16 protein-coding genes are annotated in these 23792 nt (G+C 73.0%); 5 read left to right on the top strand and 11 right to left on the bottom strand.

The genetic code is table 11. The features are described 5' to 3' along the window. The first annotated feature begins 55 nt into the window (after positions 1-55). A complete protein-coding gene (locus NYE39_RS03545; RefSeq protein ID WP_341011856.1) occupies positions 56-1243 on the top strand; it encodes an acyltransferase family protein in 1188 nt (395 codons plus the stop codon). Here the strand turns inward: NYE39_RS03545 and NYE39_RS03550 are convergent. Genes NYE39_RS03550 through NYE39_RS03560 form a run of 3 tightly spaced genes read right to left on the bottom strand, consistent with a single transcriptional unit; the run spans position 1134 to position 6713 of the window. Next, a complete protein-coding gene (locus NYE39_RS03550; RefSeq protein ID WP_341011857.1) occupies positions 1134-5183 on the bottom strand; it encodes an alpha-(1->3)-arabinofuranosyltransferase domain-containing protein in 4050 nt (1349 codons plus the stop codon). The genes NYE39_RS03545 and NYE39_RS03550 overlap by 110 nt on opposite strands. After that, a complete protein-coding gene (locus NYE39_RS03555; protein WP_072626221.1) occupies positions 5150-5872 on the bottom strand; it encodes a class I SAM-dependent methyltransferase in 723 nt (240 codons plus the stop codon). The genes NYE39_RS03550 and NYE39_RS03555 overlap by 34 nt, the downstream gene beginning before the upstream one ends. A gap of 13 nt (positions 5873-5885) precedes the next feature. Next, positions 5886-6713 carry a class I SAM-dependent methyltransferase gene (locus tag NYE39_RS03560; RefSeq protein WP_072624713.1) on the bottom strand — a complete coding sequence of 276 codons (828 nt, stop codon included), beginning with the start codon at positions 6711-6713 and terminating at the stop codon, positions 5886-5888. A 100-nt stretch (positions 6714-6813) separates the two neighbouring features. Between NYE39_RS03560 and NYE39_RS03565 the strand changes: the two genes are divergently transcribed. Further along, on the top strand, positions 6814-8049 hold the full coding sequence (locus tag NYE39_RS03565; RefSeq protein ID WP_341011858.1) for a glycosyltransferase family 4 protein: 1236 nt from the start codon (positions 6814-6816) through the stop codon (positions 8047-8049). Positions 8050-8135: 86 nt separating this feature from the next. Here NYE39_RS03565 and NYE39_RS03570 read toward each other — a convergent pair whose 3' ends face one another. The 6 genes from NYE39_RS03570 to NYE39_RS03595 form a co-directional block, all read right to left on the bottom strand. Further along, complete coding sequence (locus NYE39_RS03570) at positions 8136-9350, bottom strand: IS30 family transposase (RefSeq protein WP_445667084.1); 1215 nt, start codon at positions 9348-9350, stop codon at positions 8136-8138. Positions 9351-9623: 273 nt separating this feature from the next. Continuing rightward, a complete protein-coding gene (locus tag NYE39_RS03575; RefSeq protein WP_125932816.1) occupies positions 9624-9773 on the bottom strand; it encodes a DUF2613 family protein in 150 nt (49 codons plus the stop codon). 52 nt (positions 9774-9825) lie between these two features. Beyond that, positions 9826-11544, bottom strand: a complete 1719-nt coding sequence (locus tag NYE39_RS03580; protein WP_072624714.1) for a hypothetical protein — start codon at positions 11542-11544, stop codon at positions 9826-9828. Further along, entirely contained in the window at positions 11541-12650 is a 1110-nt protein-coding gene (locus NYE39_RS03585; protein ID WP_341011860.1) for a glycosyltransferase family 4 protein, read from the bottom strand. The genes NYE39_RS03580 and NYE39_RS03585 overlap by 4 nt, the downstream gene beginning before the upstream one ends. Continuing rightward, positions 12647-13489 (bottom strand): glycosyltransferase family 2 protein, encoded by an 843-nt coding sequence (locus tag NYE39_RS03590; RefSeq protein ID WP_072624715.1) that lies wholly within the window; start codon positions 13487-13489, stop codon positions 12647-12649. The genes NYE39_RS03585 and NYE39_RS03590 overlap by 4 nt, the downstream gene beginning before the upstream one ends. Further along, a complete protein-coding gene (locus NYE39_RS03595; protein ID WP_341011861.1) occupies positions 13486-17823 on the bottom strand; it encodes an alpha-(1->3)-arabinofuranosyltransferase domain-containing protein in 4338 nt (1445 codons plus the stop codon). The genes NYE39_RS03590 and NYE39_RS03595 overlap by 4 nt, the downstream gene beginning before the upstream one ends. Positions 17824-18067: 244 nt before the next feature. Between NYE39_RS03595 and NYE39_RS03600 the strand changes: the two genes are divergently transcribed. Further along, a complete protein-coding gene (locus NYE39_RS03600) occupies positions 18068-19336 on the top strand; it encodes a lipopolysaccharide biosynthesis protein (RefSeq protein ID WP_341011862.1) in 1269 nt (422 codons plus the stop codon). 28 nt (positions 19337-19364) lie between these two features. On the opposite strand, the gene NYE39_RS03605 is transcribed toward NYE39_RS03600, so the two are convergent. Both NYE39_RS03605 and NYE39_RS03610 read right to left on the bottom strand, forming a co-directional pair. Beyond that, positions 19365-20201: a class I SAM-dependent methyltransferase gene (locus tag NYE39_RS03605; protein WP_192910338.1), complete on the bottom strand. Its 837-nt coding sequence runs from the start codon at positions 20199-20201 to the stop codon at positions 19365-19367. After that, positions 20201-20797 carry a hypothetical protein gene (locus NYE39_RS03610; RefSeq protein ID WP_341011863.1) on the bottom strand — a complete coding sequence of 199 codons (597 nt, stop codon included), beginning with the start codon at positions 20795-20797 and terminating at the stop codon, positions 20201-20203. The genes NYE39_RS03605 and NYE39_RS03610 overlap by 1 nt, the downstream gene beginning before the upstream one ends. Before the next feature lie 58 nt (positions 20798-20855). Between NYE39_RS03610 and NYE39_RS03615 the strand changes: the two genes are divergently transcribed. Both NYE39_RS03615 and NYE39_RS03620 read left to right on the top strand, forming a co-directional pair. Beyond that, entirely contained in the window at positions 20856-22799 is a 1944-nt protein-coding gene (locus tag NYE39_RS03615) for an acyltransferase family protein (RefSeq protein WP_341011864.1), read from the top strand. A gap of 14 nt (positions 22800-22813) precedes the next feature. Beyond that, the gene (locus tag NYE39_RS03620) at positions 22814-23788 is read left to right on the top strand and encodes an NDP-sugar synthase (protein WP_341011865.1); all 975 of its coding nucleotides are present in this window, start codon (positions 22814-22816) and stop codon (positions 23786-23788) included. Positions 23789-23792: the final 4 nt, after the last annotated feature.

Below are 23792 nucleotides of genomic sequence, written 5' to 3' on the forward strand. Positions count from 1 at the left end.
GGGCAAGCGTTACCGAATGGTAGGTGAAGGCATCGACACACGACAGGCTCCCCCGATGAGCGCCACGTCACGCCTGCTCGGCCTGGACGCCCTGCGGGCCGTCGCGGCCTGGCTGGTGCTGCTGTCGCACGTGGCCTTCTGGACCGGCGCCGGCGCCGAGGGCGTCGTCGGTGGGCTCGCGGTCCGGGGCGAGCTCGGCGTGGCGGTCTTCTTCGCCCTCTCCGCCTTTCTGCTGTCGACCCCCTTCGTCCGGCGGGCGCTCGGCGAGGACGTCCCGTGGGGCGCCGGTCGCTACCTCCTACGTCGTGCGGCACGGATCCTGCCCGGTTACCTCCTGGCACTGGTCGCCGTCGTCGCCGTGGCCGCCTGGCTCGGTGGGGCTGCCGCTGCCGTCCTCGACCTGCCCACCGTGCTCGTCCACCTGGTCATCGGGCAGGGGTGGACCGGCCGGACCTTCCAGGCCTTCACGCAGACCTGGAGCCTGACGAGCGAGGTGACCTTCTACCTCCTGCTGCCCGTGGTCGCGGCGGCGTGTGCTCCGGTCGTCCGGCACGAGGTCCCCGCGATCGCGGCACGCCGGGTGCTCTGGCTCTGCGCCGCCCTCGCGATCGGCGGCCTGGCCCTGCAGACGCTCGCCGCACTCCCCGAGGGTCAGTGGGGAGCCGTGCTCGCGACCAGTGCCTTCGGGCACGCGGCGTGGTTCGCCGTCGGGGTGGCCGTGGCCGTGCTCGTGTGCGCCGACCGGGCGGGGGTGGTCCTCACCGAGCGCCCCGGCCTCACGGTGCTGCGGACCAGTCCCGGCACCCTCGTGGCCCTCGCCGCGGTGCTCTGGCTCGTCGCCTCGACCCCGGTCGCCGGACCCCGTGGTATCGACGCGTCGTCGGCGACCGAGGCGCTGGCCGCCGAGGTGCTCTACGGCCTCGTCGCGGGCTGCCTCCTCCTCGCGGGCACCACCCGGGGCCTGTCGGAGACGATCAGCACCTCGCCGCTCGCGGGCACGGCACGGTGGCTCGGCGACATCTCCTACGGCGTCTTCCTCTGGCACGTGCTCGTGCTGCAGGTGGTCTTCGCCGTGCTCGACCTACGGCTCTTCGCGGCCCCCTTCGCCGCGACCCTGCTCCTCGTGACGATCGTCAGCGTGGGTCTGGCCCATCTGTCGTGGCTGGTCCTGGAGCGCCCGGTCCTGCGTCGGGCCCACCGCTCGACGGCCGCACCAGAGCGGCAGCCAGCACCCCGAGCGTGATCGTCCCCAGCACCTGGGAGACGAGCGCGCCTGCGGACTGACGCTCGGCCACCCCGAGCACGGCGAGCGCGAGGCCGGCCGCGGTGAGCACGACCGCGACCGCGAGGGCGCGTGAGCGGATCGGGACGAGCGCGGCGAGCGCTCCGGCGAGCAGACCCCACCAGCCGGCGACGAGCAGGCCGACGAGCCCACCGAGCAGCACGGCCACCAGGAGGGGTGCCGGGTGCGCCCGAGCAGCACCTTCCGCCGGCTCCTCCGGCAGCTCCTCCTGCGCGACGCCGGAGGCCCGCCGCGCACGACGGAGCACCCACAGCTCGACGGCGCCCCACAGGACCAGCAGCACGACGGCCAGCGCACCGAGGAGCAGCGCCAGGCGGTGCTGCGCGTTGGGCGCGAAGTCGACGGTCACGGTCTGCGCACCGCCGGCCGGGACGACGACGGCCTGCCGCCAGCCGTCGACGGTCGTCGTCTCGAGCGCTCTCCCCCGCTCGTCGGTCGCCCGCCACCCGTCGTTGGCCCCCTGCGAGAGCACGAGCAGGGACTCCTCGCCGGCCCCGACCGCGAAGGTCCAGCGGCCGGTGTGCTCGCGCGCGCTCGTGACGCTGCGCTGCGGGGTGACGTCGGTGGCCGTCCAGTCCGTCGGCACCAGGGTGAGCGTCTCGGGGAGCAGGGCTGCGGTCGCGCTGGCCGACACGACACCGGTCCCCGCGGGCAGGGTGCCGCAGGACGTGGCGGGGACGGCATCGCCGGCGACGAGAGCGGGCCGGGGCGCGGTGAGCGCCAGCCCGATCCGCCCGCTCTCGCGCCCCACGGCCCCCGCCTCGCTGCACTCGAGGCGCACCTCGCTGCTCGGCCCGTCGACCCCGTCCAGGGTCACCTCTGGCGCCGACCAGGACGCCCGGGTCTGCGGCCGGCTGAAGGTCAGGGTGAGGTGTCGGGTCTGCTGGGGCGGGATGCGCAGGCTCGTGCCGCTCGGCAGGACGTAGCGGGCCGACTCGGTGGCGACCGTCACCGGGCCGGCTGCACGATCGAGCGTGATCGTCTCGACGCTGCGGCGCTCGCCGAGGTCGAAGGTGAGCACCGGTTCCGCTCCCGGGGCCGGGCGCCACCGGGTCGCGGGGTCGCCGTCGATCGCGGCCACCGGCCAGCTCGACAGGTCCGAGGCACCCTCGCTGCTCGTCGGCTGGGTGCTCCCGGTAAGACTCCACGGCGCGGTCACGACGTCCTGGGCCTCCTCGCCGGGCCGCAGTCGCACGGTCGCCGACACCCGGGTCTCCGGCAGCCGGCCGACGTCCCGCACGAGGTCCTGCGGGTCCTCGCCGGCCATCGGGTCGGCCGCGCCCCTGGGATCGCGGGTGACGAGCACCGCGCCGTCGCCCTCGGGAAGGGTCAGACCCGTGGTGGCCCGCGGACCACCCTCGAACTCGACCTCGCGGATGCCGACGGGGGCCTGCGCGGCGGTCGGATCGTCCCCGGAGCGCCGCAGCTCGAGGGTCACGCGGTCACGCTCGCGGCCGTCGAGCGGGACGCGCCAGGTCTCCGTGCCCTCACGCTTGACGCCGTCGCTGCCGCCGACCTCGACCGCCTCGAGGTCGGCGATGTCGCTGCCCCACGCCTCGTGGACGAGCACACCCGTCGGGCGCGAACCCTCCGGCAGCCGCAGCGTCACCCGCTGGACCGGCTCGCCGTCGCCGCTGAGCCACGCCGTGCGGGCGTCGCCATCGAGCATCGCCGCCGGCCCCGAGCCGGCGCTGCGCCAGTAGCGCGCGAAGGGAGCAGCAGCACTCGAGGAGGTCGTCACGCCGGTGATCCCGTCGTGGAACCGCGTCGTCCGCCCCATGGTCTGCCCGCCCGGCGCGAGGTCTCGGGTCCCGACGACCTGTGGTCGTGGATCCTCCGCCGGCAGGGTCGGCCCGTGACCGCGGCTCGACGGGCGACCGGAGTTGAGCGCCTGCCAGCGAAGGGAGTCGGTGCGCACCTCGGCGCTGTCTCCAGCCGTGGTGGTCACCGCGTCGGGGTCGAGCAGACCGGTCGCGACCAGCGAGAACCACGCCTCGGGTGCGCCCGCGACCTCCACGAGGCCGGAGGTGGGCACGAGGGTCGCCGGTCGGGCAGGAGAGTCGAGGCGCCAGATGCTCACCTGCTCCGAGCCGTCACCCTCGGTCCAGACCCGGGTGAGTCCCGGCGAGGCCGCGAGGGTGGCTGCCACCCGCTGCGGGTCGACGGCCTCGACGTCGGCGGACAGGCCCCCGCGGACGACGACCCGCGAGACGCCCAACCGCTGCAACCCGGCGGCGAGCTGCGGCTGGCGGTGTCCGCCGGAAGTCATCTCGTCGAGGTGGTCGAGGACCCGCGTGGCGCCCGGGTGGCCCAGAGGGGCCGCGGCCCGCGCCAGCACCGGCGACTCGGCGAGGGCGGTGAGCGGCTCGTCGGTCGTGCGCCCCCAGGTGAAGTCGGCGCTGCGGGCCCCCGGCAGCACGAGGGTCGTGCCCCCGTCGCGTGCCGCGAGATCGTCGACCTCGGCCGCCGCCCGGTGCCAGGTCTGCGGCACGCCGGTGGTGGCCCAGGCATCGCCGGCCCGGCCCACCCAGAGCGGCGCCAGGGACCCCAGGAGCGCGAGCACGGTCGATACGACGACGACCTGGCGGACGATCGGACCGGCTCCGCGCTCGACGCGGGTGGCCCAGTGGGCGAGCAGGCCGACGCCCAGTGCGACGGGGAGCCGCACGAGCAGATCGGCCTTGTGGACGTTGCGGAAGGGAGCGAGCGGCCCGTCGAGCCAGTGCTGGACGGTGGTAGCGAGCGGCCCGGAGGCGGACCCGGTGCGGCCGACCGCCATCGCCACGACACCGAGGAGCACGAGGAGCAGGGCCCAGCGCGTCAGGTGGGCTCCCGGGTCGGGCGCGGGCCGGCCTGCGGCGGCCTCGTGGCGTCGCCGGACCAGACCCGCGAGCCCGAGACCGGCGAGCGCCGTCGTCGCGATGATCGCCCCGACCGACTGGGCCAGCAGCCACCCGCTCTGCCACGTCGGGTGGTCGCCCGAGGTGAGGATGTAGGCGATCCAGTGGTTGGCCCCCCGCAGGACATTGGTCACCGAGGCCACGGCCGTGGTCGTCGAGGCGAGCTCGATGTGGTCGAGGAAGGGGTAGGAGTACCGGCCGAGCACGAGGAGCGGTCCCAGCCACCACGCGGCACCGGCGACTGCGCCGAGCAGCCACCACCCGAGGGCCCGCCACCGACCGCGACCGGCCGGGGCGAGGACGACCCATGCGGCCGCGGGGACGAGCGCGACGAGGGAGACCGTCGCGTTGACCCCACCGAGGCAGGCGGCGAGCACCCCCGTGGTGACGGCCATCCGCCGACGGGTGGCGGGGACGGCACCCGGGGCCACCCCCTTCGCCGCGGCCAGGAGCAACCACGGGGCCACCGCCTGCGGCCAGACCTCGACGGAGATCTCCGCCAGCACGGTGAGCACGCGGGGCGAGAGGGCGAAGGCAGCGCCGACGACCATGGCGGGGACCGTCGGCAGCCCGGCGAGACGTGCGGCCACGCGCTCGGCACCGACGAAGGCGACGACGAGCAGGAGCATCCACCACAGGCGCTGCACGGCCCAGTCGGGCAGACCGGCGGCCTCCCCGGCGAGGAAGACCGGCCCCATCGGGAAGAGGTAGCCGTAGGCCTGGTTCTGCAGCTCGCCGATGCCGGTGTGGTCGTTCCACGCCCACAAGGCGCGCCCGAGGTAGCGCCCCGGCGACAGCACCAGGTCGGTCTTGGTGTCCGGCTGGACCAGGCCCGGGGCGACGAGCCACGGGAGCACGGCGACGAGCAGGGTCGCGACGACGCGCTGCAGCCGCTGCCGAGCCTCCTCGACGCTGCGGCCCGGGGCGTCCCGCTCCGGGTGGGCCGTCATCGGCGACGCAGCAGCAGCAGGAGGTTCCACGTGACGACCTCGCGCAGACCGGGGACCCGCAGGACCACTCGGGCTGCGTCGGGCAGGTAGCGCGGTCGGGCGGCCAGGACGTCGGCATCGGCACCGGCCGCCCACTCCAGGCCCTGGCGCACGCTGACGCGGTGCAGCGTCTCACCCACGCGGTTCTTGGGCGGGTGACCGTGCCTGCGCTCGTAGCGCGCGATGGCCCGCTCTCCCCCCAGCCAGTGCCACGGTGAGGTCTCGTGGCCGCCCCAGGGTGAGAGCCAGTTGGTGTAGGAGAGGAAGACCAGACCGCCCGGGCGGGTGACCCGCAGCAGCTCGTCGGCCACCGCCTCCGGGTCGGGCACGTGCTCCCACATGTTGCTCGAGAAGACGATGTCGACGCTGCCGTCCGCCAGCGGCAGGCGCAGGGCGTCACCGACGACACCCCCGTCGCGCACCGACGCGACCGTGGGGTCGTGGTCGACGGGCACGTAGTGGGCCCCCGCGGCGCGGAAGGCGCGCGCGAACTCGCTCGGACCGGCACCGACGTCGAGGACGGTGCGCCCGGCGAGCTCGGTGTGCTCACGCAGCAGCTCGATCGAGTCGTCGGCGAGCGTCGAGTAGAAGCGCTCCGGCTCGGTCTGCTCGACGAGGAAGGAACGGAAGAGGCGCACCGAGCGGCGCAGCCCACGGCGCTGCGGGTGGGCGGGGGTCATCGGCACCCCACCATCATGGACGACGCGCCAGCAGCTGCAGCGTGGGCCGGCTGCGCGGTGAGAGCAGCCGCTGCCCGAGGACGAGGGGGACGCTGGCGAGGGCGGCCGCGAGGACGGGGCGGGACCCGAGGACACCCCGGGGTCGGTCCCCCGGACGCACCGCGCGGGCCAGGCTCGCGGCGTCGACGCTCAGGCTGTCGAGCAGCAGACGACGGACCTCGATGTCGACGAAGCCGGCGGCCGCGGCCGCCCGGGCGAGCGAGTCCGCCGTGAAGAAGCGGATGTGCGTCGGGTCCTCGAGCATCCACCAGGCCGCGCCGTAGCGCTCGACCCCGGAGCTGTCACCGGCGGGGGTGAGGAAGCTCGCCCGGCCGCCGGGGCGCAGCAGCTCGAGGGACGAGCGCAGCGCCGCGTGCGGGTCGGCCACGTGCTCGAGCACGTGGATGCCGTAGACGAGGTCCTGCTCCCCCGGCAGATCACGAACGTCCTCGATGCCGCCGGTGCGCAGATCACCCCGGGCCCGCACGACCTCGTCGACGTCGACGCCGAGCTGATCGGGGTCGACGCCCGCGACCTCGGCACCGTCGTCGAGGAAGCGCCGCAGCATCGAGCCGGCGCCGAAGCCGACCTCGAAGACCCGCCCGGGCACACCATCACGCACGAGCTCCCGGTAGGTGAGGTCGAGACGGATGCGGTCCAGCGTCGGCTCGCCGCCGTAGGCGAGGTCGCGGTGGTCGGCGGGGCATCGCTGAAGATCGCGCTCGAGATGACCGCAGCGCTCGCACGCGTCGACCACGCAGCCGCCGCGCAGCGCCAGGCCACGGACCGCGGAGCCGCACATCTCACACTCCCGGACGCGCCGTTCGCCTACCGTTGGGTAACTCACGGCGTTAGCCTATCCGTCGGCGCTGCGAGCTCCGCGACGCCGACAAGGAGTGATGATGACCCAGAGCACGACCTCCCCGAAGCAGCGGCTGCGGGTGCTCTACCTGTCGTGGCGTGACCGTGAGAACCCCGAGGCGGGCGGTGCGGAGACCTTCACCGAGCGCACCTCGGAGGTGCTCACCCAGCAGGGTCACGACGTCACGATCTTCACCGCCTCCTTCCCCGGCGCCAGCCCGCGCACCAGGCACGGCGACGTCCGGGTGCTGCGGCGCGGGTCGAAGTTCAGCGTCTACCTCCACGGGATGCTGCACGTGCTGCGGCACCGCGACGACTACGACGTCGTCCTCGACGTGCAGAACGGCGTCCCCTTCTGGGCCCCGCTCGTCGCCGGGGACCTGCCGGTCATCAACATCGTCCACCACGTCCACCGCGACCAGTGGTCCGCGGTCTTCGGGCCCAAGGTGGCCCGCCTCGGCTGGCTGCTCGAGTCGCGGCTGGCCCCCTTCGTCTACCGGCGCAGTCGCTACGTCACGGTCTCGAGATCGACCCGCAGCGAGCTCGAGGAGCTCGGCGTCGACCCCGGTCGCGTCGACCTCGTCTACTCGGGCAACGACCGCCCGGAGGACCTCGACGCCTACGCCCGGCTGGAGCGCACCGAGGCGCCCACGATGCTCTTCCTCGGCCGGCTCGTCCCGCACAAGCACGTCGAGCAGGCCGTCGACATCCTCGCCTCGCGGGCCATGTCGCACCCCGACCTCGAGCTGCACGTCGTCGGCGGCGGCTACTGGGAGGACGCGATCGCCGAGCACGCCCGGGCCCGCGGCGTCGCCGACCGCGTCCACCTCCACGGCTTCGTCGAGGAGAGCCGCAAGCACGAGCTCCTCGCCCGCGCCTGGGTCGTCGTCATGCCCTCCCACAAGGAGGGCTGGGGGCTGACGATCGTCGAGGCCGGCCTCCACGGCACCCCGGCCGTCGCCTACGAGTTCGCCGGCGGCCCGAGCGAGTCGATCGTCCACGGCCGTACCGGGCTGCTCGCCGACTCCGTGAGCGAGTTCGAGGACCACGTGATCCGGCTCGTCGACGACCACGCCATGCGCCGCGACCTCGGGCGCACCGCCCGGCTCTACGCGAGCTCCTTCGACTGGGTGCGCACCGGCCGGCGCCTCGAGTCGGTCATCGGCTCGGTCCTGGGTCTCACCGACCGCTACCGCGACGACGTCATCGACCTCGACGCGCTCATCGCCACCCGGCCCGAGCCGCGCCGCACCGAGCTGGAGGTCGTCGCCTCCTGACCTGCGGGCACGACGAAGGGGGCCGTCCGCTCGCGTGGCGGATTCATGGGGTGTTCGCAACACCGTGTGGATTTCGGCCTGGGTGGTTAGGCCTCCTGGAGTAGATCACGAAGACGCTCGGCTGGGGTTGCCCAGTCGAGCGTCTTTCGTGGTCTGGCGTTGAGTTCTTGGGCGACGTACTCCAGCTCTGCGTGGCCGTGGACGCTCAGGTCGGTGCCTTTGGGGAAGTACTGGCGCAGCAGCCCGTTGGTGTTCTCGTTCGAGCCGCGCTGCCAGGGCGATGCCGGGTCGCAGAAGTAGACCGGCATGTCGGTCGCGGTGGTGAACGAGGCGTGCGCGGCCATCTCGGATCCTTGGTCCCAGGTCAGCGACCCGCGCAGGTGCTGCGGCAGGCGATGCATCGCGGCGACGAGCCGGTCACGCACGGTGATCGCGTCGTGGGTATCGGGCAGGTGCAGCAGCATCACGTACCGGGTCGAGCGCTCCACGAGCGTCCCGATCGCTGAGCCGTTGTTCTTGCCGGTGATCAGATCGCCTTCCCAGTGGCCCGGGACGGCGCGGTCCTCGACCGCGGCGGGCCGGTCGCTGATCATGATCATCTCGTCGACGAACCGCGGCCGCCGCACCCCGTGGGCTTGGGGTTTGCGGCGGGTGCGGCCGGTGCGCAGAGCGGTCTGGACCTCGCGTTTGAGGCCGCCGCGGGCCTGGAAGTACAGGGCCTGGTAGATCGTTTCGTGGCTCACGCGCATGCTCTCGTCGTCGGGGTGGTCGACCTTGAGCCTGTTGCTGATCTGCTCCGGTGACAACTTCCGTGACAACCCGTCCACGACGTACTCGCGTAGCGCTCCCGGCCGCGCCAGCTTTGATGCCTTCGGCCGGGCCCGGGTATCCGCGGCGTCACGATGCGCCCGGTGGGGCGCGTACCGGCCCTGCTCATCGCGGTGGGCGGCGACCTCACGTGTGACCGTCGAGGTCGGCCGGCCCAGCCGGGCAGCGATCGAACGCATCGACTCCCGGTTGATCAGCCCGTCGGCGATCACCAGACGATCCTGCAATGACAGCAACCTGCCCGTACCCACGACCTCGATCATGGGCCTGTTCCTAGCCGCTCGCTTGGCCGGCGGGCCCGTGACGCGCCCATCGGGATAGATCGTGCGGCCATGACTCTTACGCACGCCCCGCATCCAATACCGGCCCGTGTCGAGCGTGACCCCAACCCGACGAGCGGCCACGGCGTTGTGGACCCCGGAAGCGATCAGCTCGTCAAACTCGGCCCGCTGACGCGGCTTGCCCAACGGCATCGGCTCGGCCTGCACCAACCCCGCCCGAACCAGATGCCGACGAGCTGTGGAGTGAGCACATCCAGCCGCCCTGGCTGCGGCACCAATCGATCTTTCCCGTTCGAAGGCAGCCACCATCACAGCAACTACCTCCGCAGAGACCTCAACACGACGCCGCTTTTCGCTCGAAATGACCATGGTCCTCGCAACTCCTCAGATCGAGGTGTTGCGAGGACCATGTGAACCGAAGCGTCGAGCGGACGGCCCCCTTCGTCAGTGGGTCTGGAGGGCCGCTCAGCTGTTGTAGTTGATGACCTGCTGGTTTTCCTGCGGCATCGACTGGTTCTGCGACTGCACGATCCCGAAGATGGCAGCGGCCGCGAGCAGTGCGCCGAGCACGGTGCCGCCGACGTTGTAGGCGACCTTCTTGGAGCCGTCGTTCATGAGCATCCTTCGTGAGCGGGTGTCGATTCGCCGCCCACTCTATACCGGGCGGTCACTTCAGGCGAGCCCGTCGCCGTGTCGGCCACGTCTCACCCCGTCGGGTCCCGAGCAGGAGCAGGAGCGAACCGACCACCGCGGCCCCTGTCCCGGCGAGCCCCAGCCACCGAGCCGAGCCGGGCGGTGCCTGGCTCGTCGTCACCGGACCGAGGTCGTGGACGACCAGGTCACCGACCCGTCGTGACGACGTGCCGGACAGCTCGGGCACGCTGCCGGCCGGTGCCGGCTGGTCGGTGGCCACGACGACCCAGCGCACGCCGTGCCGGCGCAGGAGGTCGGTGACGTCGCCCCCTTCGGCCAAGGCGGTGGTGACGGCCGCCGCGGTCGGGTCCTCACCCGCCACCGACTCCCCCTGCCGCAGGGACAGGCGGTCGTCGCCGACGACGGTCTGGGGCAGCAGCCGGTTCCACGGGTCGAGGACGACCCGGTCGTCGGCCCAGGCGTAGCGCCGGTAGGTCGACCACGGGAAGACCGCCACCGGCTCGCCCTCGGCTCGCAGGTCGGCCGCCACCGCGCGGACGTCGTCGGGGTAGTCGACGCTCCCCCACGTCCCGGAGTGACCCCAGGCGAGTGTGGGCAGGGTGGCCACCGGCCACACGACGGCGACGACGAGCGCCACCACGGGCAGCCGACGCTCGTGCAGGCGGTCGACGACGACGGCCGTGGCGACGGTGAGCAGCAAGACCCACAGCACGGCGAACTTCTGGCCGTCGCGCAGCAGTCCGGCCCCCGGCACGCTCGTCACGACCCACGTGAGCAGACCGTGACCACCCGGGAGCGCGGCGATCGCCCCCAGCCCGAGACCGGCCACCCCGGCAGCACTCGCGGCCCGCGTCACCGGGTCGCGCCACCACCGCCGGGTGCGCACCGCCCCGACGAGCAGCGCGAGCACCGCGGTCATGGCCAGGGCCGCGACGGGCCAGCCGGTCCGCTCGACGAACCACGTGCGGTCGTGCCACAGCCCACCGCCGAGGACGAGTGAGCCGACGATGCCGAAGGGAGTGTCCGCCCCGGCCGCGAAGGCGCTCGTGCCGGCGGGGTCGGCGGCCCGGGAGGCGGCCCGCAGGAAGGGCCACCACCACGCGGCGTTGGCGAGGAGCGCGACGCCGGCGACCAGGGCGAGATCACGCGCGAGGAGACGCAGGGGGCCGCCGAGGCAGAGGACGGTGACGAGGGCCAGCAGCGTGGCCAGCACCCCCGGCGTGGAGCCCCAGAGGGAGGCGGTGGTCAGGGTGGCCACGAGGGCGGCGACACCACGTGGGCCGCTCCGCACCCGGGTGGCGGCGACGAGGACCCACGGCAGGAGCGCGGCCCCGACGACGTAGCCCCAGTGGCCGATGCCCAGACGCTCGCCCAGCCAAGGGTTCCACGACCACAGCACGGCCGCCGCGACGGCACCGGGGACCGTCCGGGCGAGGCGCCCGGCACCCGCTCCCCCGACGACGAAGGCGCCGAGCAGGAGCAGCTTCTGCACGACCCAGCCGGGCAGGACGGTGCCGAGCAGCGCGACGACGAGGTCATTGGGCACGGCCCGGGGCACGCTGCCGTCGGTGCCCAGGGTGCGCGCCGACAGGGGCAGGTCCGGGACGAAGACGAGGTCGTAGTGCAGCGTGTAGCCCGGGGCGAGGGCCGGACCGAGCACGGCGATCCCGGCGAGGGCACCCGTCAGGGCCCCGACGACGCCGGGGCGGACGGGCCCTCGCTGAGCACTCATCTCGCGTGCAGCGCCTCGATCTCGGCGAAGGCCGCGCCCATGGCGACGCACTGGGTGGCGAGGTCGTGGTGGGCGACGACGTGGTTGCGGTTGGCGGCACCCACCGCGGCCCGGTGCGCGGGGTCGCGCAGGAAGGCCAGCAGCGCCTCGGCGAGTTCCTCGACGTCGTCGTCGACGAGGGAGTTGGGCGGCTGCACCGCCTCGTCGTTGGTGCCGCACCGCGTGGTGACGACCGGCAGGCCGCACGCCTGCGCCTCGAGGTAGGCCAGACCGAGCTGCTCGGTCCACTTCCAGGTGGGGCGCGGGGCGGTCGTGAAGACCGCCGCCGAACGCATGAGGTCCGCGACGCCCGCCGTGTCGAGCGAGCCGACGAGCTCGACGCCCGAGGACGGGTCTTCAGCGGCGGCGCGCACGAGGTGCTCGAGCGGGCCGCGGCCGGCGACGCGCAGACGGGCCTCGGGGATCTCCCGGCGCACGATCGCCATGGCGTCGAGGACCCGGTCGATGCCCTTGTTGTCGGCGAGGGGTGAGGCGAAGACGACGACCGGCTCCTCGACGGGTCGCTCGGCCGGGTGGAAGACCTCGGTGTCGACGCCGGGCTTGACCACGCGGATGAGCTCGTCGTCGAAGTCGTTGGCCAGGAGGTGGTCGCGAGCGGCATCGACCATGCACAGCAGGAGGTCGGCGTCGCGGCAGGAGTTGAGCGCCTGGCGATAGGGCGGGACCTTGTACAGCGGCTGATCGGGCAGATTTTCCCAGGTGATCACGGCTTGGAGCGGCCGTCGCGCCCCCGAGGCACGGGCCGCTCGACGCCACCGCGACGCCTGACCGGTGACGAGCGAGCACAGCTCGAGCGAGGTCACCCAGTCGAACTCCTGCGGTGGCTGCTCGTCGAGGCCCCGCACCCAGGCCAGGGCGCCCGCCTCGACGAAGCGGGTGATGGGCCGGCGGTAGGTACTCGGGACCCACTCGATGTCACCCACCGGCTCCTGCCGGGCCATCGCCCGCACGCGGGTGCCGGGCATCCGGGACATCCAGTAGAGCTCACGGCGGGCCCGCTGGTCTGGCAACGAGACCCAGAGCATGCGGCGCTCGGCCGTGCTCACGACGCGGCCCGGTCCTTGCGTCCGCGACGGGCCCCGAGCGCGTAGCCGCCCGCCTCCATGGCCCGCAGCGCGACCATGCCGGCAGCGTGGGCCGGGTCCTGGAGGAGCCGGCGGTGGTTGCGCACGTAGGCCCGCAGCACGGCCCGACCCTGCTGGCCCACGGCACCCTCGTGCTCGCGGGCGAAGGCCGGGATGCTGCGGCCGTAGTAGTAGCGCTTGCTCATGACGTCGGAGACGGTGAGGCGGCCCTCGTCGTGGTCGATGATGATCGGGGCCAGCTCGATGCCGGCGCCGGAGGCGCGCATCTTCATCCGCAGGTCGGCGTCCTCGGGCCCGGACATGTCGGTGTGGAAGGCCCCCTCGCCGAGGAGGTAGTCACGCCGCACCAGCCGGGGGTTGTGCAGCCACGGGTCGTCGAGGTAGCACTCGCGCTCGAGCGCCCGGCAGGCGGTCCAGAACCCCTCGCCGATCGTCCGCTCGGGCAGGGCGATGCCGGTGGCCCCGGTGGCCTCGGCGGTCTCGAGGGCGAGGGCGATGGTGCGCGGGGGCAGGATCATGTCGCTGTCGAGCCACAGGACCCACTCCCCGCGTGCGGCCTCGATGCCGGTGTTGCGCTGGGCGGATCGCTCGGGCCCGGCGGTGATGAAGCGGTCGGCGAGCCGACGGGCCACCTCGGGGGTGCCGTCGGTGCTGTGGTTGTCGACCACGACGAGCTCCACGTCGGGGTGCGTCTGCTCGACGACCGAGCGCAGGCAGGCCTCGATGGTGCGGATGTTGTTGCGCGTCGGGACGACGACGGTGACGGATGCCGTCGTGTCCTGCTGGGGGCGATCGCTCACGGGTCGAGTTCCTCCGGTGGGTCGGGGCGCAGGTAGGTGCCGATGATGGCGAGGACGAGGCCGGCACCGGCGATGTGGTGCGGCACGAGGGCGGACTTGACCGAGTCGGCGCTCACCGAGCCGAGGGTGCCATCCACCCAGGCGAGCTGGGCCACGAAGGCGAGGGCGGCGACGACGAGGAGGCCGGCGCCGACCCCGATGAGCAGGCCGGCGCGAGGGCCACGCAGCCGGACGACGAGCATCGCGGCCAGGGCGGCGAGCGCGCCACCGACGCCGGTCAGCGCGCCGGCGCCCACGACGACGGCGGCCTCGATGGCGAGTCGGCGTGCCCCGGAGCGCCCGGCGAGGACCTCGCCCAGCCCGCGGAAGCGCAGCGACCCGCGTGGCCGCGCGGGCTCGTCCTCGTCGCCGCCGGTCACGTCGCCGGTCACGGGACTCGTCTCGGTGCTCGGGGCGACGTCGGCCACGGGGCTCGCTGCGGTCGCGGTCGCCGTGCCACGGCGAGGAGCCTCGACGAGCGCGAGTTCGTCGTCCCACTCGGAGGCGGGAGCCGGATCGGCGGGGGCAGGGTCGGCGGAGGCCGGGTCTGCGGGGGTCTCCCACTCGGACTCCCGCGAGGCCCGGACCTGCGCGGCGCGACGTCGGGCCAGCGGGAGGAAGAAGACGACCAGGGCGACGAGCAGGCCCAGGCCGGAGAGGACCAGACCGATGTCGGCGCGGGTCTGTGGCCCGTAGCGCACGGTGATCTGCTGGGCGTCGAGGTCGTCGATGTACCAGCCGGCGGCGTAGCCGTCGACGACGACGGGGTCACCGAGGTCGGTACCGTCCTCGAGGGTGGCCCGCCATCGTGGGTCGTGGCCCTGACCGATGCTCAGGAAGTAGGGGCTGCTCGACTCCCCGACGTCGATGGTCATCGAGGAGGAGATCGCACTCCGGTCGACCTCGACGACCGGGGCCGGCACCGGCTCGTGACGCGAGCGCTGGGTGTCCTCGAAGGACATCCCGTCGAGCTGCACGTCGTCGACGGGCCGCAGGCGGTGCTCGCCCCAGGACACGTCGAGGGGACCGCACCCCTCCCAGGCGGTCGCCGGCCCGGATCGGCCGTTGATGACCTCGGGGTCCTCGGGACGCATCTGCACCGGCGAACCGTCGAGGGTCGCCACGGTGATGCACGGGCGCTCCTCGTCACCGGCCTCCATGCGAACCCCGGTGTCGATCTGGGTGAAGCGCGGCGGCCGCTCGCCGTCGGAGTCGTCGGCCTCGTCGATCTGCAGGCGGACCGTGCGGCCGCTCGTGCCCTCGGGCAGCGCAATCGTGGCGGTGCCGCGGCGCAGCTCGCCTTCGGCAACCTCCTCGCCGTCGACGAGGACCGTGGCCCGGGTCGCCCAGGCGGTGTCGTCCTCGTCACCGGGACCGACAGCCTGCGTGACCGTCACCTCGGACAGGTCACGCTCGGGGCCCGCCAGCTGCCACCACGACTGCGTGAGTCGGCCACCGGGGACCCACGCGCTCTCATCATCACCGTCGGCGGCGCCGGACGCGCGGTGGGTCATCGAGTCGAAGTAGGTATAGCTCGACCGGGCGCGGTAGGTCGTGTCGAGCCCGGAGAGCTCGTCGGCGAGCTCCTCACGCTGGCCCTCGACGCGCACCCGCGCGCTCGTGTCGAAGGTGCGGTCGTCGGGAAGGGTGAAGTTGCGCCGCAGGCCCTGCTCTGTGTCGTCAGCCGTGTCGCCGGTGTTGGTCACCCGGGTGAGGAAGACGTCCAGCGGGGTGTCGGCGAAGGCCGACCGCTCCTGCGTGGGAAGCTCGCCGTAGAGGTCGCTGAGCGTGGAGGGGAGCCGGGTCGTGCGCGTGGCGGTGAGGTCGTCATCGCCGAGGTCGATCTCGGAGATCCCCACGAGGGAGAACCCCTCGCCCCGGATGCCCTCGACCGTCAGGGTGATCTCGTCGGCGCGGACCCCGCCCAGGTCGACCGTCGCCGTGCCGTCCTCGTCGACCTCGACGCTCGTGCGCTCCCCGTCGACCTCGACGTCGAAGCCGGAGATCGTCACGTCGCCGAGCGCAGTGGTGTCGATGGACAGCTCGTCGAGGGTGCGGGGCTCGGGCAGGTCGAGAGTCAGGGTCGTGCCCGGGGCACGGCGGAAGTCACCAAAGAGCCAAGAGGTCGAGCGGTCGCCGTCGATGGCATTTTCGGCGACGCCGTGGGGCAGGTCGAAGAAGGCGCCGCCGCTGTCGGACGCCGTGACCCGGACGCCGTCGCGCACCAGCGTGCTCTGGTCCCTCGGGTCGTCGCCGAGCGTGCGGCTGACGCCGGGGTCCTCATCGGCCGCGAGCACCGCTCCCTGGTTGGAGCGCAACCGGTTGGTGATCGCCGAGCGACGCTGGTTGGTGTCGGTGAGGACCAGTCGGCCGTCTCGACGCAGCAGCTCCTGCAGCTCCTCGCCCGACAGGTCCTGCGCGTAGCGGATCGCCGGGGTGTCGTCGAGCAGCCCGGCTCGGTCCATGGCCGGCACGGCCCAGGCATCGCCCGCGACGACGAGGGTCCCGTCGGCCGGGGTCGCCCGCACCGCAGCCGGGGCGTCGTCGACCGCATAGAGCTGCAGCGGCGACAGCACCGCCTCCTCCTGCGACTGCGGTGGCGTCGCTCGGGTGAACATGTTGGTCCCGGGATCGCCGAAGTTGTCCAGACCGCGCAGCCCCGGGTCGTCCGCGAGAGCCCGCGCCGTGTCCCCCGGCCGGGCACCGCCGTCGCCCTCCCACTCGACGTCGTGCCGGAGCAGGACGTTGTCGACGCCGAGGTAGCGGGCGAAGGGAGAGATGTCGTTGCTGCCGGAGGTGCCCGACTGGAGCGTGCCGTCGAGGGCGGCGAGGAAGTTGCCGCCTTCGGCCGAGGTGTTGGGCCGGGTCTCGGGGATGACGACGTCGCGGTGGAAGAGCGAGTTGGGCAGGTCGTCGGGCCGCTCCAGGCTCCAGCGGTAGCTCGAGCGGGTCTGCCCCGGCAGGAGCAGCACCCGCTTGTCGGGATCACCCTTGTCGACTGCGGCGGCGGCCTGCTCCCAGTAGTCGGGGACATCGACGGGCGAGACGTAGAGGTTGCCGGTGACGGCGGGAGCCACGAGGGCGACGACGACGGCCGCGCCGGCGGCACCCACCGCGGGTGCGACTGCTCGTCGGCGCAGCAGGCGTGGAGCAGCGTGGATGACCGCCCAGCCGATGACCAGGGCGAAGGCGAGCGCCAGCCCGGCACCGATCTTGTTGGTCGTGCGGAAGGCGACGAGCGGGCCGATGTGCTCGAGCAGGAGTCGCAGGAGAGCAGCGAAGGGAGAGCCCCCGTAGCCGCCCGGGTAGAGGCCGACCATGATCACCGCGGCGATGCCCGCCGCGGCGGCGGCGAGCCGGGCCAACCGGGCGGGCACGACCTTGAGCGACATGAGCGCGGCAGCGGGCCAGAGCATCGTCAGCAGGATGATGACTCCGCTGGTGAAGTACACGGCGTACTGCGGCAGCCAGGGGCCGGCGTCGGAGGCGCCGTAGTAGGACCACAGGCCGAGCCCGCGCAGGACCTCGACGAAGGAGCTTGTGCGGGCGATCCCGTCGAGCGACTCGGAGCTCTCGGCGATCTGGCCGCCGGTCTCGCTCGCGGCGGCACCCGGGATGAGCCAGTAGAGCGAGACGACGACGACGAAGAGCGCGCACTTGCCGACGGCGATCGCGACGTCACGCCAGGGCAGACCGCGCTCGGCCCGCACGAAGAGGGCCAGGGGGATGACGAGCAGCAGCTGGTAGACCGGCACGACGCCGACATTCATGCCGCTCATCCCGAAGAAGACCAGACCGACGGCCGCCGGCCAGCTCCAGCCCGACGGGTCGCGCAGGGCCAGGGTCATCGCCACGAGCAGCCAGGGCAGCAGGGCCATCGGCAGCGCGATGGCCAGCGTGCCGCCCCCGGCGACCGCGTAGGGGTTGGCGATGTAGGCGACACCGGCCACGAGACCGGCCCAGGCCCCTGCTGTGGGTACGAGGGTCCTCAGCAACCGGTTGGCTCCCCAGGCCGCCAGGCCCCAGAGGAGGAGGTGGTAGACCTTGAAGGCCAGCTCCGGGTCGAGGCCGACCGCGCGCAGCAGGGCGGTCACGACGAGCACCGGGACGAGGCCGACGTTGAAGTTGGGCGAGCCCAGGTAGGGCGAGGAGGTCCACGCCGACAGGTAGCGCGGCAGCATCTCCCCCGGCGCGAGGTAGACCTCGGGCTTGATGTCGGTCTGGAAGACGCCCCAGCTGTTGGCGAAGACGACGACCGCGAGCAGCGCGAGCAGGAGCAGCGACACCGCGCGCACCGAGATCGACCGCGGCCGCCCGGGTCGTGGGTGCCGCGACCGGGGGCCGACCCGAGGGAGGCGGGCACGAGGGAACCGGAACCGGCTGCGCACCGGGGCGACTCCTCTCGTCGTGGTCAGGGATGACGCACCTGCAGCACGCCGGACCAACCGATCCTAACCGACGGACACCCGTGCGCTACCGGGGCGTAACATCGTGGCGGTCACATCCACCCCCTTCGTCCACCCCCTCGTCAGGAGCGCCATGTCGCCGCGTGCACGACGCGCTCTGCCGGTCGCCGGACTCTCCCTCGGCGTGGCGATGGGGCTCGCCAATGTCATGAGCTATGTCTTCGTGGCGCTGGTCTCGGCGACCCTCGGCCCGGCCGACTTCGGGGGCTTCTCCGCGCTCAACACCTATGGCGTGCTGCTCGCCATGCCCGCGGGCGCCTTCCAGGTCGTCGTGGCCCGGCGGCAGACGACCACCGACCGCGAGCGGGGCACCCAGGTGACCGGGGTCTGGCCGGCACTGGCCGTGGGGTCCGCCCTCGCGGCCGGCACGATCGCGTGCGCCCCCCTGATCCGCGACGGGCTGCGGCTGGACACGTCGTGGTCGATCGTGTGGATGGCGCTGATGCTGCCGCCGATGACCGTCACCGGTGCGCTCCAGGGGGTGCTGCTCGGCCGTGAGTCCTACGGCCGCCTGTCCGTCGTCTACCTCGTGACCGCAGGCACACGGGTGCTCGCGGCGCTCGCCGCCACCGGACTCGACTTCTCGGTGGCGCAGGTCTTCGCCGCGACCTTCGCCGCCTCGCTCGTCACGCTGCTCGTGGCGCTGCTCCTCGCAGCGCCGGCTCTCGACACAGGGGGCCGGGCGCCCCGAGCCCTCGCGCTGCTCGGCGACCTCGTGCGCAGCAACATCGCCCTGGCCGGGCTCATGGCGCTCTCCAGCCTCGACGTCGTGCTCGCCCGCTCCGTGCTCACCGACCACGACAGCGGCGCCTACGCACTCGCGGCGCTCTTCGGCAAGGTCGTCTTCTGGGGCACCCAGTTCGTCGCCCTCGCCGTCGTACCGTCGGTGGCCGACTCGGCCGAAGGGGGGCGGGTACGGGCCACGCTGCACCGCTCGGCCCTCGGCGTGCTGGCCATCGGGCTGGTCGTGGCCCTGGGGTGCGCGCTCGTCCCCGGCCCGCTCGTCGCGATCTCCGGCGGCAGAGCCTTCGTCGACGCCGAGCCGCTCCTCGTGTGGTTCGCCCTGATCGGCACCCTCTGGGCGGTGATCCAGGTGTGGCTCTTCGCCGGGATGAGCCGCGGCGACCACGTCATGACCGCCGTCGTGTGGGCGGCTGCGGGGGTGCAGAGCGCCCTGGTGCTGCTGTGGTTCGACCACTCGCCCACCGAGGTGCTGACCGCGGTGGGCGCGACGGCCGCGGTGGTCGCGCTCATCGGGCTGCTGCGCGTGCCCGGCAGCGAGATGACACCCGGACCGGACTCGGCCGAGACGACGGAGGCGCTCGGCCTGACCCGCGAGTGATCACGGGCCGGCCGGGGTCACCCGCGCGTCAGTCGATCGAGCTGGCCTTCTTCGACGGGTAGAGCTTCTTCGCCAGCGGGATGAGCTCCGGGAAGCGGTGGATGGCCTTCCACGCCGCCTTCTGACCGGGGCCGAGCGAGGAGAGATAGGCCAGACGGCGCCAGCGCACGTCCCACGGCTCGTCCGCGCCGCGTGCGGTCGCCTCGTCACGGCGGAAGCTCAGGGCGTGCAGGCCGTTGGCCCAGCGGGGGTCGTTGTTGCTCGACGCGTCCCAGCGCCGCTCGAGGCGCCACTGGGGGTGCTTGGCGAGGAAGGCGTCGTGCGCGTCGCTGACCATCGGGTAGGTGGCGTCGTCGACGAGGATGACCGCCTCGTCGGCCAGCCACGGCTCGATGATGCCGAGGGCGAGGTAGTGCGACAGGCCGGTGTGCTCGCCGTCGTAGAAGTAGACGCCGATCGGGCGGTCGACGACCCCCGGGCGGTGCAGCAGCGAGAAGCAGTTGCCTTCCAGGAGGCGCACGTCGACGTCCTGGGCGTGGGTCGCGAGGTTGCGGTCGAGCTCCTCGCGGGCCTGCTGCCCCTGCATGCCGAACTCGAGGTAGTTCTCCACGATGTAGAAGGTCTTGTCGGTGATGCCCTGCACAGCGGCCGACATCGACCGACCCTTGTAGCTGCCGACCTCGAGGTAGCACTCGTCATCGGGCAGCACACGGGCTGCGGCGTTGAGCACGGCGAGCTCGTTGACCGCGGTGTAGCCGTTGACCGTCTCGGCGATGTGCGCGAAGACGGGGTCGATCGGGTCGCTCGTCTGCGGGTCTCCGGCAAAGGAGCGCTCGACCTCGGTGAGGAAGTCCTCGACCCGCATCAGCGCCAGCCGTCCGAGGACCAGTCGTCGTCACGCCGGAGTGAGCGCGAGTCGAGGTCGTCGTCACGGCGGCTGCGTCGGGCCTCGTCGCGCCGCGGGGCACGCGGCTCGTCGGCATCGAGGTCGAGGTCGTCGTCCTCGTCGCGCCGACGCGAGCGCGAGTCGGCGTCGGCGCGGCGCTCACGGCGAGCACCGCGCAGCGGCTCGTCAGCGCCGCGACGCTCGTCGGCGTCGGCGCGCAGGTCGATGTCGTCGGAGCGCCGACGGGGTCGCTCGTCGTCCCACTCGTCCTCGTCGTCGTGCCGCTGCCCGCGCAGGAGCCAGACCGCGCCCAGGCCCACGAGGACCACGCCGGAGAGGCCCGAGTAGATGGCCTTGTTGCGGGCAGCCTTCTCCGGCTGGGCGCAGACGTTGTCGGCGTCGCTGTTGGGCGAGCTGGGCGAACCGCACTTGAAGATGCCCTGGTCCCCACCGGTCACCAGGGTGACCGGGCTGGTGTAGAAGAAGATCGCCGCAAAGATCAGCGGGATGCCCAGGATGATGGCCAGTGGCGCGAACTGCCGTGTGGGAGAGCTCGCCTCGGTGTGCTCGGTCATGGCCGTCATATTACCCACGAGTTGGGTCATAATGAGCCGCCCCCTTCGGAAGCAGGACATGTCCAGAGCAACCCAGCACACCTCCCTGCCCTACCGACCGGCGATCGACGGTCTGCGGGCGCTCGCGGTGGTGTCCGTCATCGCCTACCACGTCTACCCGCGGTCGGCGCCGGGCGGCTGGTTCGGCGTCGACATCTTCTTCGTCATCTCCGGCTTCCTCATCACCTCGCTGCTCCTCGCGCAGTACCGCGGCAACCGCGGTCGCATCGACCTCGTCGACTTCTGGCTGGCCCGCGCACGACGCCTGCTGCCCGCGCTCTTCCTCGTCCTGGCGGCGGTCATCGTCGCGGCGCTCTTCCTCACCCTGCCGGGGCGACGGGCGAGTGTCGCCGGGGACGCCCTGGCGACGCTCTTCTACGTCGCCAACTGGCGCTTCGTCCTCGGCGACGAGGCCTACTTCGGGCAGGTGGCCTCCCCTTCGCCCCTGCGGCACGCCTGGTCACTGGCGGTCGAGGAGCAGTTCTACATCGTCTACCCGCTGCTGCTCGTCGCCCTGCTCGCGCTCGTGCGTCGTCGCGCGACCCTCGTGTGGTCCCTCGCCGGGCTCGCCGCCGCCTCGGCGCTGCTCATGGCCGCGCTCCACCAGCCCGGGCTGGATCCCAGCCGTGTCTACTACGGCACCGACACCCGTGCCCACCAGCTGCTCGTAGGGGCGGCGGTCGCCGCCTTCATCAGCGGGGGCCCGGGGTCGATCCCCCGCGACGTCGTGCGCACGCTCGACCTGTGGTGCCGACGGCTGGCGCTGCCGGCCCTGCTCGTCGTCGTCTCGACCTTCTGGTGGGCCGACCGCGGGCAGAGCCTGATCCTCGAGGGTGTGGCCGTGCCGCTCTCCGTGCTCGTCTGCATCGTCCTCGTCGCGGCCACCAGCCCCGCGGAGTCCCTCGTCCAGCGGACACTCGCGCTCGAGCCGCTGCGTCGCATCGGCATGATCTCCTACGGCCTCTACCTCTGGCACTGGCCGATCGTCGTCTTCCTCAACGACCAGATCGTGCCGTGGCCGACCGCGGCCCGGGCAGCCCTGCAGGTGGCCCTGACGGTCGCGCTCGCCGCCCTGTCCTACCGCTTCGTCGAGCGCCCTGTCCGGCGTGAGGGGGTCCAGGCCCTGGTACCCCGTCTCCCCCGGGCGAGCGCAGTCGTGTGCTGGGCCAGCGCACCGCTGCTCGTCATGGGGGCCCTTGCCCTGCCCGCGGCAGCGGACCGGGTCGCGCCCACCGCGATCGGCGCGTCCGGCAAGGTCGAGGTCGGTGAGGACTCCTACCGACCGGGCAGCCGGATGACCCGGGTGACGCTCGTCGGCAACTCGATCCCCGAGAGTCTGGCGACCACCTTCCGCGCGTCGGCCCACCCGGACCTGCGTGTCGACACCCTCACCGACGTCGGATGCGACCCGCTCGACGTCCCGCGCTACAGCGACGGCAAGACCCAGGACGACTCGCAGGCTTGCCGTGACTGGCGCTCGTCCTGGCGCTCGTCGATCGCCCAGGACCAGCCCGACGTCGTCGTCTACTTCGTCGCCCAGACCCTGGTGACCGACCGCATGGTCGACGGCAAGGTCGTGCGCTTCGGCTCCCCGGAGTGGGTTGACCTCATCGAGGACAACCTCGACGAGGCCCACGAGGCCGCCGGGGACAGCCGGTTCGCGCTGATGAACCTCGCCTGCCACTCGATGCCGACCTTCAACCTCGAGGAGGTCGAGCGGATCAACGACACCGAGTACGTCACCACCCTCAACCGCACGGTCGCCTCCTGGGCCACGGAGCACGACGTGCCGGTCATCGACCAGTACTCGCTGCTCTGCGCCGACGACGAGGTGCACGACACGATCAACGACGTCCCGCTCTACGAGGACTCGATCCACTTCACGAGCGAGTCCGGCCCGATCTTCTGGCGCTGGCTGGCCCCGCAGGTGCAGGCGATCGCCCGCGGCGAGGAGCTGCGCTGACCACCCCGGCAGCGGTGATCCTCGCCGGCGGGGTCGGCAGCCGGATGCGACCACTCACCGACGACTGCCCCAAGCCGCTCCTGCCCGTCGGCCCGTGGACCCTGGTCGAGCACCAGCTGAGTGCGCTCGAGCGCGCCGGCGTGCGTCGGGTCGTGCTGTCCACCGGCTACCGGCACGAGGACTTCGAGCCGCTCGTCGAGCGCTGCCGGGCGAAGGGGGTGGACCTCACGTGTGTCGTCGAGGCCACTCCGCTCGGGACCGGCGGTGGCCTGCGGGAGGCGCTGGGCCCCCTTCGTGACGCCGACGTCGTGGTCGTCGTCAACGGCGACCTGCTCACCGGGCACGACCTCGGGGCCCAGGTGTCGGCCCTCACCGCCGCCGATGCCGGGGTCCTCGCCTGCGTGCACGTGCGCGAGGTCGACGACGCCCGCGCCTACGGGAGCGTCGTGGTCGGCGACCGGGGGCGGGTCGTGGCCTTCGTCGAGAAGTCGCCGGCTCCCCCGTCGACGACGGTCAACGCCGGCACCTATGTCGTGCGCCCGCACCTCCTCGACGAGATCCCCCCGGCCGGCTCGGTGTCCCTCGAGCGCGAGGTCTTCCCCGCACTCGTGGCCGATACACGCCTCGTCGCCCACCGGGAGGACGCCTACTTCCTCGACGTCGGCACCCCGGCGGCGCTCGTCGCCGCGAACCGCGACCTGCTGCGCGCACCGTGGCCCGGGGCGGCGCCGACCCCACGCGGCGAGTCACTGGTCATCGACGGTGCCCGGGTCTCGCCGTCGGCCCGGCTCGGTGGCGGCAGCGTCGTCCACCCCGGGGCCGCCGTCGCCGACGGTGCCCTCCTCGACGGGGCGCTGGTCCTGCCCGGCGGAAGGGTCGGGTCCGGCGCCCGGATCACCCGCAGCGTCGTCGGGCGCGACGCCGTCGTCCCGGAGGGGCGGCACCTGACCGACGGCGTGCTGGGCACCGGCGAGGTCGCCGCCCACTGACCCG

The organism is Janibacter sp. FSL W8-0316 (assembly GCF_038004165.1).
Taxonomy (GTDB): domain Bacteria; phylum Actinomycetota; class Actinomycetes; order Actinomycetales; family Dermatophilaceae; genus Janibacter; species Janibacter indicus.